Origin of the sequence: Devosia submarina, from assembly GCF_003056345.1 — a bacterium.
GTDB lineage: Bacteria > Pseudomonadota > Alphaproteobacteria > Rhizobiales > Devosiaceae > Devosia > Devosia submarina.
The window spans coordinates 274,831-289,770 of sequence record NZ_PYWB01000005.1 but is presented as its reverse complement, the minus strand read 5'-3'; the positions used below and the strand labels follow the sequence as shown (position 1 = coordinate 289,770).

At 59.5% G+C, this 14,940-nt stretch carries 12 protein-coding genes and 1 tRNA gene; 9 read left to right on the top strand and 4 right to left on the bottom strand.

Going from position 1 to position 14,940, the window contains the following annotated elements; all coding sequences use genetic code 11:
- Positions 1-85: 85 nt before the first annotated feature.
- A complete protein-coding gene (locus DDE77_RS09390; RefSeq protein WP_245895146.1) occupies positions 86-1,945 on the bottom strand; it encodes a monovalent cation:proton antiporter-2 (CPA2) family protein in 1,860 nt (619 codons plus the stop codon).
- Positions 1,946-2,099: 154 nt separating this feature from the next.
- Between DDE77_RS09390 and DDE77_RS09385 the strand changes: the two genes are divergently transcribed.
- The 3 genes from DDE77_RS09385 (at position 2,100) to DDE77_RS09375 (ending at position 6,043) form a co-directional block, all read left to right on the top strand.
- Positions 2,100-3,041 carry a nucleoside hydrolase gene (locus tag DDE77_RS09385; protein ID WP_108397186.1) on the top strand — a complete coding sequence of 314 codons (942 nt, stop codon included), beginning with the start codon at positions 2,100-2,102 and terminating at the stop codon, positions 3,039-3,041.
- Between the two features lie 59 nt (positions 3,042-3,100).
- Complete coding sequence (locus tag DDE77_RS09380) at positions 3,101-3,712, top strand: LysE family translocator (protein ID WP_108397185.1); 612 nt, start codon at positions 3,101-3,103, stop codon at positions 3,710-3,712.
- A 123-nt stretch (positions 3,713-3,835) separates the two neighbouring features.
- A complete protein-coding gene (locus DDE77_RS09375; RefSeq protein WP_108397184.1) occupies positions 3,836-6,043 on the top strand; it encodes a putative bifunctional diguanylate cyclase/phosphodiesterase in 2,208 nt (735 codons plus the stop codon).
- Between the two features lie 41 nt (positions 6,044-6,084).
- Here the strand turns inward: DDE77_RS09375 and DDE77_RS09370 are convergent, their stop codons facing one another.
- From DDE77_RS09370 to DDE77_RS09360, 3 genes are all read right to left on the bottom strand, one after another.
- Positions 6,085-7,581 carry a DUF6600 domain-containing protein gene (locus tag DDE77_RS09370; RefSeq protein WP_108397183.1) on the bottom strand — a complete coding sequence of 499 codons (1,497 nt, stop codon included), beginning with the start codon at positions 7,579-7,581 and terminating at the stop codon, positions 6,085-6,087.
- Positions 7,582-7,652: 71 nt separating this feature from the next.
- Positions 7,653-8,099, bottom strand: a complete 447-nt coding sequence (locus tag DDE77_RS09365) for a DUF1236 domain-containing protein (protein ID WP_157959749.1) — start codon at positions 8,097-8,099, stop codon at positions 7,653-7,655.
- A 203-nt stretch (positions 8,100-8,302) separates the two neighbouring features.
- A tRNA-Ile gene (locus DDE77_RS09360) sits at positions 8,303-8,378 on the bottom strand.
- A gap of 103 nt (positions 8,379-8,481) precedes the next feature.
- On the opposite strand from DDE77_RS09360, the gene DDE77_RS09355 reads away from it, so the two are divergent.
- The 6 genes from DDE77_RS09355 (at position 8,482) to phoU (ending at position 14,845) form a co-directional block, all read left to right on the top strand.
- A complete protein-coding gene (locus DDE77_RS09355; protein ID WP_108397181.1) occupies positions 8,482-9,237 on the top strand; it encodes an IclR family transcriptional regulator domain-containing protein in 756 nt (251 codons plus the stop codon).
- A 196-nt stretch (positions 9,238-9,433) separates the two neighbouring features.
- Positions 9,434-10,459, top strand: a complete 1,026-nt coding sequence (locus DDE77_RS09350) for a substrate-binding domain-containing protein (protein ID WP_108397180.1) — start codon at positions 9,434-9,436, stop codon at positions 10,457-10,459.
- Positions 10,460-10,516: 57 nt separating this feature from the next.
- Positions 10,517-11,893 carry a phosphate ABC transporter permease subunit PstC gene (pstC, locus tag DDE77_RS09345; protein ID WP_108397179.1) on the top strand — a complete coding sequence of 459 codons (1,377 nt, stop codon included), beginning with the start codon at positions 10,517-10,519 and terminating at the stop codon, positions 11,891-11,893.
- A gap of 2 nt (positions 11,894-11,895) precedes the next feature.
- Complete coding sequence (pstA, locus tag DDE77_RS09340; protein ID WP_108397178.1) at positions 11,896-13,260, top strand: phosphate ABC transporter permease PstA; 1,365 nt, start codon at positions 11,896-11,898, stop codon at positions 13,258-13,260.
- Between the two features lie 70 nt (positions 13,261-13,330).
- A complete protein-coding gene (pstB, locus tag DDE77_RS09335) occupies positions 13,331-14,113 on the top strand; it encodes a phosphate ABC transporter ATP-binding protein PstB (RefSeq protein WP_425430740.1) in 783 nt (260 codons plus the stop codon).
- A 21-nt stretch (positions 14,114-14,134) separates the two neighbouring features.
- Positions 14,135-14,845: a phosphate signaling complex protein PhoU gene (phoU, locus tag DDE77_RS09330; protein ID WP_108397176.1), complete on the top strand. Its 711-nt coding sequence runs from the start codon at positions 14,135-14,137 to the stop codon at positions 14,843-14,845.
- Positions 14,846-14,940: the final 95 nt, after the last annotated feature.

The following is a 14,940-nucleotide window of genomic DNA, read 5'->3' as shown; positions in this document are numbered from 1 at the left end:
TCGCAATCCCGTTTTCATGTCGAACAGTTTCCCCTCTGTTGGGGACAGTCTTGCACTTAATGGGGGCAGACGAAAGCCCCCAAGCTTAGCGGCCGCCTGGTTCGCCTGGCCCGATACTCTTACTGACGGCCTCTTCAACGGCATCTGAACTGACCGTCACGCCACTTTCCCGGGCCTGATCCTGGGCATTGCTCAGGAGCAAGCGGCTTCCCAGCATCCAATCCTGTCCGGCCAGTTGCAGTTCGAACCGCTGCCGGTCACGATCCCGCACGCCTTCGAGCACTTCTTCAATTTCCTGCTCGTTTGCGCCGAGCACCTTTATGACCGCACCACCAAACACCAGAGCGGACTCAAAGGTTTCACGCGCCTGGTATTCAACACCGGCACGAACCAGTTCGATGGCATGGGCACGATCAAAGGCGCGGGCCATAACCTTGGCCAAAGGGAACTCGCCCCGGACCAATTCTGCGATCCGGCTCGTTTGTTCCTTGTTGTTGGTGCTGATCACGATCACCTCCGCAGAGGCGGCTCCCGCGGCATGGAGGATATCTAGGCGCGTGCCGTCACCGTAGTAAACCTTGAACCCGATCTGGGCCGCTGCTCGGATCATGCTCGTGTCGTTGTCAATGATGGACACGCTATGGCGCATCGCCAGCAAAGGCTGACTGACGATTTGCCCGAACCGTCCAAAGCCGATGATGAGCACCTTGGCCCGCAGATCGGCAGGCTCGTCCACCCCGTCCAGTGATTGCTGGAACTTGGGCATGAAGAAGGGCATGGCGATCAAAAAGAAGGGCGTCAGCACCATGGAAACGATCACCGTCGCCGTAAAGATCGCATTGCTCGGTGCATCGATGAGGCCTGCAGAAGCCGCAGTCGTATAGAGCACGAAGGCAAATTCTCCGCCCTGCCCCATCAGGATCGCGCGTTCCAGGGCTTCCCCATGGCTGGACTTGAGCAACCGCGCAATCAGATAGATGGCAATAGCCTTGACCAGCATGAAGCCCACGACACTCAAGGCAATGATCGACCAGTTCTCCGCAACAATTTCCAGATCCAGAGACATGCCGACGGCGAGGAAAAATAGTCCGAGCAATATGCCTCGGAACGGCTCCACATCGGCTTCCAATTGATGCTTGAAGGTAGAGGTGGACAGCAGGACCCCGGCAAGAAACGCTCCCATGGCCATGGACAGTCCACTCGCCTGAAACAGCAGGGCCGCACCGAGGATCACCAGCAGAGCTGCTTCCGACATAACCTCCCGCAACTTGGTTGAAGCAAGCAGCGCAAAGACGGGGTTCATGATGCGGCGGCCCACGAAGATCAGCAGCGCTACAGCGCCCAGCGCTGCCCCAATGCTGATGAGCCGGTGCACCAAATCGGTTTCTTCACCAGAGGGCGCAAGGATCGCCACAATGGCAAGCAAGGGCACAATAGCTAGATCCTCGAGCAGGAGGATGGAGACCATCTTCTGGCCAGAGGGGGTGGACAACTCGCCACGCTCGCCCAGAACTTGCATGACGATTGCGGTCGAGGTTAAAACAAATCCAAGGCCGAAGACAAAGGCCACGATGGGCGAAAATCCTAGGAGTATGCCTACAAGGGTCAGCAGCACGCCGCAGATGAGAACCTGGATCACCCCAAGCCCAAAGATCTGCTTGCGCAAAGCCCAAAGCCTGGATGGCTCCATTTCCAGGCCGATAATGAACAGGAACATGACGACGCCCAGTTCAGCGATCGTCAGCACGGACTCGGGGTCATGGATCAATGCTATGCCAGAGGGCCCCAGCAGGAGTCCGGCTGCAAGATAGCCAAGCACCGATCCGAGCCCTAGCCGCTTGAACAAGGGCACGGCGATCACAGCCGCGCCCAGCAAAGCAACGATTGGAACCAGATCAACGCCGTGCGACGCTGCAGCAGCCTGCCCGACAATCTCTCCTGCCACAATCGCCTCCCGCGGTGAAAACAGGGCGAGTGTTCAGGGCCGGTGGTGATGCGTCAAGCATCCCGCATGCATGGCACTCAAGCAACATTGAAATGGTCGACCGCCGAAACGACAACGGCTAGGGTCCGCCAGCGATTCACCCGAAGGTTCATCAATGCCGCGCAAGATCATTATCGATACCGACCCTGGCCAGGATGATGCCGTCGCTATCCTCTTGGCACTGGCGTCCCCCGAGGAACTGGACGTGATCGGCATTGTAGCGGTGGCTGGCAATGTGGGCCTGCACCACAATGCCAACAATGCCCGGAAAATCGTGGAACTCGCTGGCCGGCGCAACATACCCGTCTATGCCGGCTGCGCCCGCCCGATGCGCCGCGCTCTGGTGACGGCCGAGCATGTACATGGCGACACCGGCCTCAATGGCCCGGACCTGCCTGAACCCACAATACCGCTGCAGCCACAGCACGGCGTCGACTACCTTATCGAGACGCTTATGAACGCTGAAGCAGGCTCGATAACGCTATGCACGCTTGGACCTCTGACCAACATCGCCATGGCCCTGGTGAAGGAGCCACGGATCGCCGAGCGGATCGCCGAGATTGTTATGATGGGCGGCGCTTATTTCGAGGTCGGCAACATCACCCCTGCCGCCGAATTCAATATCTTTGTCGATCCCGAAGCGGCCGATGTTGTGCTCCGTTGCGGAGCGCCGATCACCATGCTGCCGCTCGATGTCACTCACCAGATACAGTCAACGCCCGAGCGCCTGCGGGCTATTCTGGAGTTGGGCAACGAAGCCGGCAAGGCGGTTCATGCCATGCTGACCTTCTCGGAGAGCTTTGATCTGCAGAAATACGGCTGGAGCGGAGCACCGCTGCATGATCCAACCGTTATTGCCTATCTTCTCAAACCCGAACTGTTCGAAGGCCGGCACTGCAACGTCACCATCGAAACAGCAAGCGAGCTCACCATGGGCATGAGCGTTGCCGATTACTGGCATGTGACGGGTAAGGTGCGAAACGCCACCTTTATGCGAAATGGCGATGCCGATGGCTTTTTCGCACTTCTGCTGGAGCGGCTTGCGCGGCTGCCCTGACGGCGCTTGCAGCCCTGCACACAGAGGCGTAATTTCTTCTTCCGGACCGAGTGGGATCAATGGACGGCTTTACGCTCCTTACCTTCACCATAGCCTATTCCATCGCTGTGCTAGTCCCAGGGCCTGGCGTCGCGGCCGTGGTGGCGCGGGCGCTGGGTGGCGGTTTCAAAGGCGCCTTCCCCATGGTGCTCGGCATTTTGGCCGGCGATCTGGTTTATTTCGTCTTCGCAATTTTCGGGCTTGCAGCGGTCGCTACCTATTTCGGGCCGGTGTTCGCGTTCGTGCGCTGGGCTGGCGCCGCTTACCTCTTGTATATCGCCTACAAGTTCTGGACCGCTCGCCCGGGCTCCGAGCAGTTGAAACCTAAAAACGAAGATGGCTGGAAAACCTTTCTTGCAGGTTTCTCGCTGACCATGGGCAACCCCAAGACTATTGTGTTTTACCTCGCCATTCTGCCGACCGTCGTTCCGCTTGAGCAGATGACGCCGCTGGCCTTTGCCGAGCTCACATTCATCGTAGTCGTGGTTCTTCTGATGATCGGAAGCGGCTATGCCTGGCTCGCCTCGGCGGCGCGCGACATGTTCAAGAGCAACAAGGCATTGGGGCGCCTGAACAAGACCGCTGGCGTAATGATGGCCACTGCGGCCGGCCTCGTCGTTTGGCAGCACTAATCCTGCCGACCAGGGAATTTCACGCGTGCTCAAAGTCTATTAGCACGCAAACTGCAGCGTGATCCTTAGGGATCATTAGGCTTCAACCGCTAGGGTGACAGCTGGTTTGAGCACGAAATCCCTATGTCACGCACCAACGCATCGCTTTCTAAACAGATAACCTATCTGTCTCTGGCATTTGGAATCGTGCTGACGATCGGGCTGGGTTGTTTTGGCTGGTGGGCTGCCTCGCGCATTGACGATCGATCCACCCAGCGCGAAACCAGAGCCATCAGCCGCGGTCTCAAGGAAATTGTCGACAGGGTCTCGGTTGATCAGGAAACATCGACCGTCTGGGACGAATCCGTCATCAATCTTCGGATCAACAATGAAGCTTGGCTGGCTGAAAATCTCGCGGAGTGGATCAGCGAGTATTTTGGCCACGACCGGGTCTATATTCTTGATCCGGCAAACCGTCCGATCCGATCCGTCCATGATGGTGCGCTTGCCGAGCCAGGCGCCTATGAAGAAGATAAACCCGTTGTGGATCCCCTGGTAGAGGCCCTGAGAGCCGACATGGCCTCTGCTTCTGCCGGACTTGCAGACTCCACCTCAGCCATAACCGGCTTGGGCAAGCAGGACTTCGTTACACTTGGCGACGGCGTGACAGCCTTTGTCAGCGTTCGCCCAGTCCTTCCGTCCTCCGACGCAGTTCCGCAGGCCCCCGGAACCGAGTTCCTGTTCATCTCTGTCTTGGAAGTTGATCAGTCTATCGCCGACCAGATCGGCATGGTGCACGATGTATCTGGCATGCGGTTCGAAGAGGATGCGGAAGCTGGCGGGGAGCGCATGGCGTCTCCCCTGCTCAACGCCAAGGGCCGCATTCTTGGCTTCTTTACCTGGACGCCTAACAGGCCTGCGTCCCAGTTGATCCGGGAAACCGCTTTCCCTGTCGCGCTAGGCGTAATCTTTGTGGCGCTGGCCGTAGCACTGCTGCTCCGCCGCCTCGCCCGAACCTCCAAAATCCTCGAGGAAACCAAGGCTGAAGCATCATTTCTAGCCTTCCATGATCCCCTCACCGGCATTCCTAACCGCGCCTTGTTTGAGGACCGTCTCGACCAAGCCTTGGCAAACATGCGTCGCACGGGCACAAAGATCGCCCTCCACTTCATTGACCTCGATCGCTTCAAGCACGTCAACGATACGCTGGGTCATCCGGCCGGTGACGAGCTCATCCGCCAGGCCGCCAAACGCCTGAGCGCCATGGTGGATGAGGTTGACACTGTGGCCCGGCTGGGCGGCGACGAGTTTGCCATTGTACAGTTCGACGCCGGGGAGGAAGCGCGGGCAATGGAATTGAGCCAAAAGGTTGTTGACGCCTTCGCGACGCCTTTCGACATCGCGGGAAGCCAGGCCAATATCGGCGCAAGCGTAGGCCTCATCGTTACCTCGGACACCCAGGTCCGCGCCGAGGAACTCATGCGCCAGGCCGATATCGCCCTTTATGGCGCCAAGGATAGTGGACGCGGCCGCTACCAGATGTTTGTGGGCGAGCTGGACGAAGCCGTGCGCGAACGCCGCGCGCTTGAAGCAGATTTGCGGGCAGCGCTTGCGGAGGAAAAGGGCCTGAGCCTGGTTTACCAGCCGATCTACCAGATCCATTCAACGGGCATTGTTGGCGCCGAAGCGCTCGTGCGCTGGGATCATCCGGTTCATGGGCGGGTGTCCCCGGTTGCCTTTATTGGCCTCGCCGAAGAACGCGGCATGATCGAGCAGCTTGGCCTCTGGATCCTGCGCAAGGCTTGTACCTTTGCTGCCGCCTCCACCCTGCCCTGGGTTGCGGTCAACGTGTCCCCCTTGCAGTTCCGCGACGAGCATTTTGCGCAAAAGGTGTTCAGCGTCCTCGAGCTAACAGGCCTTGCGCCCAAACGGCTCGAGATCGAGATTACCGAGGGCTTGCTGCTGCAGAACTCGCCCCAGATCCAGTCCACCCTGCGGCTCCTGAGGGCTCGCGGCATCCGCATCGCGCTTGACGACTTTGGCACGGGCTACTCATCGATCAGCTACCTACGCAATCACGGCATTGACAAGCTCAAGATCGACCAGTCTTTCACCGCTCAACTCGGCGTCGACGGCGAAATCGGCAGCATTGTTCAGTCTATTGTCGATCTTGGGCGCGCCATGCGCATGATTGTCACGGCAGAAGGCGTCGAAACGCCAGCGCAGCGGAAGATTCTCGAAGCCATCGGCTGCCACCAATTGCAGGGCTATATGCTAGCCAAGCCGCAGCCACCTGAAGAACTGCTCGCCCTACTGCAATCGCATCGGCAAACAATGGCCGCTGCCGGCTGATGCCGGCAGCGGCCCAACTTGTCTCGGTTCGACCGGCAGATTTACTGCGTCACAGCCTCTTCGGCGCCTTCATCAGCTCCGGCGTCATTGGTTTCACCACTATCGGACGGAGCGGAATCGGTTTCTTCAACCTCCACCTCGGTATCACCAATCTCTTCGCCAGGTGTCTGGCAAACACCACCGACCAGCAGTTCAGGCGGGCAATCGGAAGTGACTGCTTCGTCTTCGGCTTGAACGGTTGCTTCTGGCTCCTCAGTGCTGGCATCAGCTGGCGCAGCCTCTTCACCGGCCTCTTCGTCCGTCGTAGCGTCCGTGGTGTCGGTCACCGCCTCGGACTCGTCAGCAGCTGAAGCTGCGTCATCCTCGGTTTGCTCGCTCGCTTGTGCGGGCGTGGTTTCCTCTTCCGCTGACACTGCGCCGGCCTCTTCGGCATCAGCCGGCTGGTCGAGTTCGGCGTCCTCTTCAACCTGTGTCGACTGTTCAGTGTCAGCCGCTTCAGCGTCGCCTGCTTCCTCGGCGGTGATTGCCGAGTCATCAGCCTCTGTTGTGGTCTCGGCGTCTGCGCCGGCAGTCGCCGGGTCAACGCCTTCGGTTTGCTCAGTGACGGGATCGGTCGCATCGGTGTCTTCGGAATCGATACCATCTTCAGCATCGGCTCCGGCTTCAGCACCAGCCTCAGCGTCAATGGTCCCACCCTCGGCCCTGATCAGCTCAGGTGCTTCCGCCGCCTCTACAGCTTCAGGCGGTTCGATTTCCTCGGTAGGCTCTTCCAGATCCTGGTTGAATATCTGCACCGTGCTTTCACCGGTCACGTTCGCGGCGGCCGGAGTGTTGGATTCCTCGACATTGTAGACCGTGATCTCTTGATTGATCTGCTGCTCGATGTAGCTGACCTCGATCACGTTGTTGGTCACCACATCGCCCTGGACAACCACCGGCCCGACGAACTCGGTTTCCCGATAATAGCTGCGGGCATCATTGCCAAACACGATGCTGACCGAAAGGTCCGGCTCGATAAAGCTGCGGGTTGGGACAAACACCCAATAGTCCTCGGGGAAATCCTCTCGCACCACCTCAACCGAAACCGAGAAGCCTTCGCGTTCCGGCGGCAGGGGTGCCCAGCCGATAGCATCACCGCCACGGCGCCAGCTGACCCAGGCAGGAGCCCATTTGGTGCCCGGCACCCAGCACCAGCCCAGATTATCGTCATCAAGCCAGCGGCCGTAGTGGTAGGTCGCCCAGGCGAATGGCTCGTCGGAAGCAAAATACCAACCCGTATCCTGCAGATAAAGCCAACGGCCGCGCGTATATGGTCGCCAGCTGGTGTCAACGCCGGTTGGGCAGAACACATAGCGATATTGTGGGTGCCGCACCCAGACGCCATGCGGCTCCAGTTCATCAAAGAAGAGATTAAAGCTTACGCTGGCCGACTGCGCCTGGGCAGGCGAAACGGCCAGGGGACCGACAGGGGACAAAGCAGATGTCGACAGCAACATGCCCGCAAGGGCCAGTCCGGCAAAGATCTTTGGTTTTCTCATGATTTCCTCAAAGGCTGAAAGGCCCCCCTTGCAGCAAATGGGCCACCCGAAGGCAGCCCATCAACAAAGGATCAATTGCTCGTTTCGGCGGCGACCACGGTGCCCGGCGAATAAACGACCGTTCGATCATCCAGATCAACGAAGTAGACCCGGTCCTCGGTATAGAAATAGCCGTGGCTCTCGTCGCCTTCGATGACGTGAATTGTGATGTCCTCGGGAACCACATAGCCCACGTCGATGTCGTCCTCGATCACCACGGGTTCAGTGGGGTTCATGCGTACATAATCCACCGAGCCAGCCTCGACACCGGCCGATGCGCCGAGCGAAGCACCCGTGAAACCGCCGATAACTGCGCCAATGGGGCCAAAGATCAGCCCGCCAACGACGGCACCCGTGGCACCACCTGCAGCGCTGCCCACAGCGGCATCGGTTTCCGCATCGCCGTTGGAGTTCTGCGCAAAGGCCGGACCCGAAGCCAGGGTAAGAACGGCGACGGAAGCAAGAAGCAGGTTTTTCATGTTCATTCTCCTTGGTTCGACTTGCTCGCGGCAAGGATGTCCTAAGAATGAAGCAGGCCCTGACTCGTTCCCATCATTGTTGTTTATCAATAGCTTAACTTAAGCTGGACCTTTTTGTCAGCGTCCTGTCAGCTTACTTACACAGACACAACCACACCCGTATTCCTCAGGGTGGTTATGAATGACAAGGGCGGAAGGTGCTGTGGTGGGCCCAGAGGGACTCGAACCCCCAACCAGACCGTTATGAGCGGTCGGCTCTAACCATTGAGCTATAGGCCCACAATGCCCTATTAGCAGGGTCAGGGACGCTGGCAAGGGGGAACTGACCGCTGGCCCCAGAACAGCCGATTTTAGGCCATCTGTTTAAACCGGGATCGAAGCATTGCGCGAAGGCGATATCATCAATGGTCTGGTCAAGGGCCTGGCCGTGATCGCGTGCTTTGATGAGGAGCATGCGAGCCAGTCCATCACCGATGTCGCCAATCGCACCGGGCTTGAGCGAGCAACAGCGCGGCGCTGCCTTCTGACGCTCGCCCATCTTGGCTATGCGACTTATGACGGCAAGTTCTTTCGCCTGACGCCACGGGTGCTCAACCTTGGCCATTCCTATCTCGCGGCAACGCCCCTGCCCGGCCTGATCCAGCCGTTTCTTGAGGAACTCTCGGCCAAAATCAACGAGAGTTCGTCGGCAGCCGTGCTCGACAATTCCGAGATTCTGTATATCGCCCGAGCCTCCTACCGGCGGGTCATGTCGATCAATCTAGGCGCCGGAGCGCGGCTGCCGGCCTATTGTACCTCCATGGGCCGTATTCTGCTTGCCGCCATGCCGCAGGCAGAGGCTCGGGCGATCCTTCATCGTTCCGAGCTTGTGGCCTATACGGCCAAGACCAAGGCGGATCTGGCGGCGATTACCACCGAGCTTGCGGTCGTCGCGGCCCAGGGCTTTGCGGTAATCGATGAGGAGCTGGAGCTCGGACTGTGTTCGATTGCCATCCCGCTCTACAATGCGCGCGGAGAGACTGTGGCAGCGCTCAATGTTGGCGCCCAATCGGCGCGCGCCTCGACCTCCCACATGATCGCCAATTTCCTTCCCCTGATGCGCAAGATTCAGGCCGAAGTACGCCCGCTGCTGCGCTGAGAGCAGCGATGTCACAATCGGGTCGTTTCCAAAAAATTGCCACGGCCGTAATCACTTAGCCTGTCACATAGCAGTCACCTGCCCGTAATATATGTGTCACAGGCCGGTCTTATGGTGTGCGGCGTAAACAGGGCGGCCCGGGATCAACCCGGTTTTGCTGGCCATTGTCGATACGATTTCCGTAAAGGTTACAAAAATGAAAATCGCACTTTTTGCCAGTGCAGCCGTGATCACGCTCGTGGCTTTCGGGTCCAACGCTGCCCTTGCCCAGTCTCGTGACACCATCCAGGTCGCTGGCTCCTCGACCGTCCTGCCATTTGCCTCCATTGTTGCCGAGGAATTCGGCGCGGCATTCCCTGAATTCAACACGCCTGTAGTTGGCTCGGGCGGTACCGGCGGCGGCTTCAGCCAGTTCTGCGAAGGCATTGGCGACAACACCATCGACATCGCCAACGCATCGCGCCCGATCAAGGACGGCGAGCGCGAGGCTTGCAACCAATCCGGTGTCACCGACATCCGTGAAATCCAGTTCGGCTTTGACGGCATCGTCTTCGCCTCGGCCGCTTCTGGTCCGGACTTCGCACTGACCCCCGTGCAGGTCTACAAGGCCATTGCAGCGCAGGTGGTGGTCGATGGCGAGTTGGTCGACAACCCATACAAGAGCTGGTCGGAAGTCGATGCTTCGCTGCCCGACCAGCCGATTGCCCTGGCTGTTCCCGCGTCCAATCACGGCACCCGCGAAGTGTTCCAGGAGCGCGTTGTTGGTGCTGGCTGTGAAGAAGCAGGCCTTCCCGAAGGCCTCAGCGAAGACGAGGCTGAATCGGCCTGCTCCACCCTGCGTCAGGACGTCGTAACCGAGATTTCGGGCGACTATACCGAGACCCTGGCCCGCCTCAATTCGGACAAGAACACCGTTGGCGTGTTCGGCCTCTCCTTTTACGAGCAGAATACCGACACCCTCAAGGTCGCGACCATTGATGGCGTCGTTCCCTCCAAGGAAACGGTTGCTGCCGGTGACTATCCTGTGTCCCGCCCCCTCTATTTCTACGTCAAGGGCCAGCACATCGGCGTCATCCCAGGCCTGCAGGAATTCGTCCAGTTCTTCCTATCCGAAGGCATGGCAGGTGAAGGCGGCACGCTCGAAGCTGCGGGCCTGATCCCCCAGCCGACCGAAAAGACTGACGAAGTGTTGGCAGCTTTTGAAGCTGGCGCTGCTGAGTAACATCCGTTCAGGGTCGCGCCGCCGGCGCGGCCCTTTCTTTGCTTCCCCGGAGCGTTCATGGACTCGCTTGTTGTTGCCGGCCTATTGATTGTTCTGTTGGGCCTGTCCTACCAGACCGGATGGTCGCGCAGCCGCGCCCTGGCAACCACCGCTGGCGTCAAAATCCATTCGCGCCCTCAATATCACGGGGCGCTGCTGGCCATCTGGACCCTTGTTCCGGCCCTCATCATCCTGGGCGCATGGGCTTGGGTGGGCCCGGGCATCACCCATGATTTCATTGTTTCCCAGATCCCGGCAGACACCCTTGCCAACCTTGACCAGGTTGGGCTTAACACCACGATCAGCCGCATCAGTGCTATCGCGTCGGGCTATGGCGTTGCGGGCGAAATCCAGCCCTTTGAACAGGCGGGTGGGAATGCCCTGCGCTCGTTTCAGCTGATCAGCTTCCTTCTTGTGATCGGCGCTGCGGCCCTGGCCGGTGGCGCGGCGCTGTTTTATGCCCGTGGCCGCATTTCGGCACGCCTGCGGGCCCGCAACACGGTCGAGCGCATCATCAATCTGGTTCTGCTGGCCTGCTCGGCCGTTGCGATCCTGACGACGGTCGGCATTGTTGCCTCGCTTGTCACCGAAGCCTTCCGCTTCTTTACCTTTATCAATCCCCTGCACTTCTTTTTCGGCACGGTCTGGGCGCCCAACAATGCGCCGACCGGCTCCAATTACGGCAGCTATGGCCTCTTGCCGCTTCTTGCCGGCACGCTGATGATCACCGCGATCGCCATGCTGGTTGCTGTTCCCGTGGGGCTGATGGCTGCGATCTATCTCAGCCAATATGCTCACCGCCGTTTGCGCGCCGTGGCCAAGCCAATCATCGAGATCCTGGCAGGCATTCCGACCATCGTCTTCGGCTTTTTTGCCCTGGTGACCGTCGGTCCCTTCCTGCGCGATACAGGCCGGCTGGTGGGGCTTTCCATCAACGCCACCAGCGCGCTCACGGCTGGCGTGGTCATGGGCATCATGATCATACCCTTTGTGTCTTCGCTCAGCGACGACATCCTCAATCAGGTGCCGCGCTCCCTGCGCGATGGCGCCTACGGACTGGGCGCCACCAAATCCGAAACCATCCGCAATGTCATGCTACCGGCGGCCCTGCCAGGCATCGTGGGCGCGTTCCTGCTGGCGGTGAGCCGCGCCATTGGCGAAACCATGATCGTGGTGCTGGCAGCCGGCAACAGCCCCGTGCTGCGGGGCAATCCGTTTGAGCCCGTGGCAACCATCACCGTTTCCATTGTCAACCAGCTGACAGGCGATACCGATTTCACCGGTCCCCAATCGCTGGTGGGCTTTGCACTGGGGCTGACGCTGTTCGTTATCACCCTCTGCCTCAATGTCTTTGCGCTCTTTATCGTCCGCCGCTTCCGGGAGCAGTACGAATAATCATGACCGACACGCTCTCCACCACACGAAGCGCTTCGCAGGAACGCACCAAGGCCATTCGGGCGGGCCTGCGCCGCCGCCACATGAGCGAAGCCATTTTCAAGGGGCTCGGCCTTGCCGCGATCATCCTGGCGCTGGGCTTTGTGGCCCTGTTGTTTGTGGATGTGGTCCGCCGGGGCCTGCCGGCCTTTACCCAGTCGAACCTGCATCTTGCGGTGACGTATGATCCCGAGATTATTGACATCGAGCCGGCGCCGGTCATGGTGCCGGGTCAGTCGGAGGCCGATTTCCGCGCGGCGAACCTCAAATGGCAGCGCGACCTGGCCATGCTCAACTGGAACAAGGTCATAGAGGCGTCGCTGCGTGCAGCAGCTCCGGCCGGGTTCGAGATCGAGTCGCGCGAAATCCTGTCCATCGCTGAGACCAATGCGCGCCACGAAGTTCGCGCCATGTTCGTGGACGATCCCGGCCTTCTTGGGCAAACGGTCGAAGTAGACCTTTTGGCATCGGCCAATGCAGACAATTGGATCAAGGGCAATATCGACCGTAGCCTGGGCGACGCGCAGCAGCAATTGTCGGCCCCTGCCCGCCAGCTGATCGACATCTTTGTCGAGAACGGCACGATCAGCACCGGCTTTGCCTGGGCCATCTTCACCAATGTCGATAGCCGCGCCGCGCCTGCTTCGGCGGGGCTGCTGGGCGCCCTTGTGGGCACGCTCTACATGATGCTGATCGTGATCGTGCTGGCGGTGCCGATCGGCGTGGCGAGCGCCATATATCTCGAGGAATTCGCGCCAAAGTCGCGCCTCACCGATTTCATCGAGGTCAACATCAACAACCTCGCCGCCGTGCCCTCCATCGTCTTCGGCCTGCTCGGTGCGGCGGTGTTCATCAACTATCTTCACCTGCCCATTTCGGCGCCGATCGTGGGCGGCCTGGTGCTAACTTTGATGACCCTGCCCACCATCATCATCGCCACGCGCGGCGCCCTGTTGGGGGTTTCCCCGGCCCTGCGGCAGGCGGCTCTGGGCATGGGGGCATCCAAGACGCAGATGGTGTTTCACCATGTGCTGCCCGTCACCTTCCCCTCGATCCTGACCGCGACCATCCTGGGCGTTGCCCATGCCCTTGGGGAAACAGCGCCGCTGCTGCTGATCGGCATGAAGGCCTTCGTGGCCCAAGTTCCCGCCACTCCCTTCGACCAGGCGACCGCCCTTCCCGTCCAGATCTATCTCTGGCAGGGCAATGAAAACCGCAATTTCTTTGAACCGCGCACAGCCGCCGCCATCATTGTTCTGCTTGCAGTCATGATCTGCCTCAACGGCATTGCCATCTACCTGCGCTCGCGCCTCGAAAAGCGCGCCTAGCTAAAGGACACCCGAAATGGATATGCTCGCCAACAAGATCAAAACGACGCAGCAGAGTGTGAACTCGGCCATGAACCCCCTTGATGCACTCGACCGTCCCATCCGCCTGACGGCCCGCGATGTCACCGTGCATTATGGTGCTAAGCAGGCTCTGCATGGCATTTCCATCGACATTCCCGATCGCGCTGTTACCTCCTTCATTGGCCCTTCGGGGTGTGGGAAATCCACCTTTCTGCGCTGCATCAACCGCATGAACGACACGATCGAGGGCGCCAAGGTCGGCGGCACCATCAAGCTCGATGGTGAGGACATTTATGATCCCTCCCTTGATGTGGTGGAACTGCGCGCCCGCATCGGCATGGTGTTCCAGAAACCCAATCCCTTCCCCAAGTCGATCTACGACAATGTTGCCTATGGGCCGAAAATCCACGGGCTGGCGCGCTCCAAGGCCGACCTCGACGAGATCGTCGTGTCCTCCCTGCGCAAGGCGGGGCTCTTCGAGGAGGTCAAGGATCGCCTCAATGAACCTGGAACGGGCCTGTCCGGTGGCCAGCAGCAGCGCCTCTGCATTGCCCGCGCCATTGCCGTAGGGCCCGAAGTTATCCTCATGGACGAGCCCTGCTCCGCCCTCGACCCCATCGCCACCGCCATCATCGAGGAACTGATCGATGAGCTGCGGGAAAATTATACCATTGTCATCGTCACCCACTCCATGCAGCAGGCCGCGCGCGTGTCGCAAAAGACGGCCTTCTTTCATCTGGGCAATCTAATCGAAGAAGGCGCCACCGAGGATATCTTTACCAACCCGGTGAACAAGCAGACCCAGGACTACATCATGGGCCGCATCGGCTAAGCCGGGAACAGGAGCATCAGAATGGTCACTTCCGGTAAAGAACACATCGTAACCTCTTATAATGACGAGCTTGTTGCACTGGCCCAGATGATCGCCGAGATGGGCGGACAGGTTGAGGTTGCCATCGACAACGGCACCAAGTCGCTGCTCAAGCTCGATCGTGAACTGGCGGACATGACGATCATTGCCGACCAGCGAATCGACGACATGCAGCGCCGGATCGATGAAATGGCGGTGTCCATGATTGCTCGCCGCCAGCCCATGGCGTCCGATTTGCGCGCCATCATCACCTCCATCCATGTGGCCTCCGATCTCGAGCGCGTGGGGGACATGGCCAAGCAGCTGGCGCGGCGTTCGCTCAAGCTCGAAGGGATGAGCCTGCAGCCCACTTTTTATAATGGCGTCAAGAACATGACGGCCCTGGTGCAGCGCCAGATCAAGGAAGCGCTGGATAGCTATTCCAACCGGGATGCTGCGGCGGCGGTCGAGGTTTGCAACCGCGATGACGAGGTTGATGCCATGCACACTTCGCTGTTCCGCGAGCTTTTGACCTATATGATGGAAGACCCGCGCAACATCACCACCTGCACCCATTTATTGTTCTGTGCCAAAAGCTTGGAGCGGGTGGGAGACCATGCGACCAATATCGCGGAGCGCGCCTATTACCTGCAGACCGGCAAGCAATTGACCGCCGACGCGCAGGACCTCCATCGCATGCAGATCAAGGCCTGAAACCGCGTTCACCTGCACTAGCATCTGAGCGCTTGCGGTTAGCAGACTGTTATCACCAACAGTCACCTCGACACCCAAATGGGCGACAAAATTCG

What these genes read in the sequence shown, in the direction of transcription:
- DDE77_RS09365 (WP_157959749.1), bottom strand. Translation starts at nt 8,099, where the DNA reads ATGAAAAACCTGCTTCTTGCTTCCGTCGCCGTTCTTACCCTGGCTTCG.
- DDE77_RS09380 (WP_108397185.1), top strand. Translation starts at nt 3,101, where the DNA reads ATGGACGGCTTTACGCTCCTTACCTTCACCATAGCCTATTCCATCGCT.
- pstA (WP_108397178.1), top strand. Translation starts at nt 11,896, where the DNA reads ATGACCGACACGCTCTCCACCACACGAAGCGCTTCGCAGGAACGCACC.
- DDE77_RS09350 (WP_108397180.1), top strand. Translation starts at nt 9,434, where the DNA reads ATGAAAATCGCACTTTTTGCCAGTGCAGCCGTGATCACGCTCGTGGCT.
- pstC (WP_108397179.1), top strand. Translation starts at nt 10,517, where the DNA reads ATGGACTCGCTTGTTGTTGCCGGCCTATTGATTGTTCTGTTGGGCCTG.
- DDE77_RS09370 (WP_108397183.1), bottom strand. Translation starts at nt 7,581, where the DNA reads ATGAGAAAACCAAAGATCTTTGCCGGACTGGCCCTTGCGGGCATGTTG.
- phoU (WP_108397176.1), top strand. Translation starts at nt 14,135, where the DNA reads ATGGTCACTTCCGGTAAAGAACACATCGTAACCTCTTATAATGACGAG.
- pstB (WP_425430740.1), top strand. Translation starts at nt 13,331, where the DNA reads ATGAACCCCCTTGATGCACTCGACCGTCCCATCCGCCTGACGGCCCGC.
- DDE77_RS09385 (WP_108397186.1), top strand. Translation starts at nt 2,100, where the DNA reads ATGCCGCGCAAGATCATTATCGATACCGACCCTGGCCAGGATGATGCC.
- DDE77_RS09375 (WP_108397184.1), top strand. Translation starts at nt 3,836, where the DNA reads ATGTCACGCACCAACGCATCGCTTTCTAAACAGATAACCTATCTGTCT.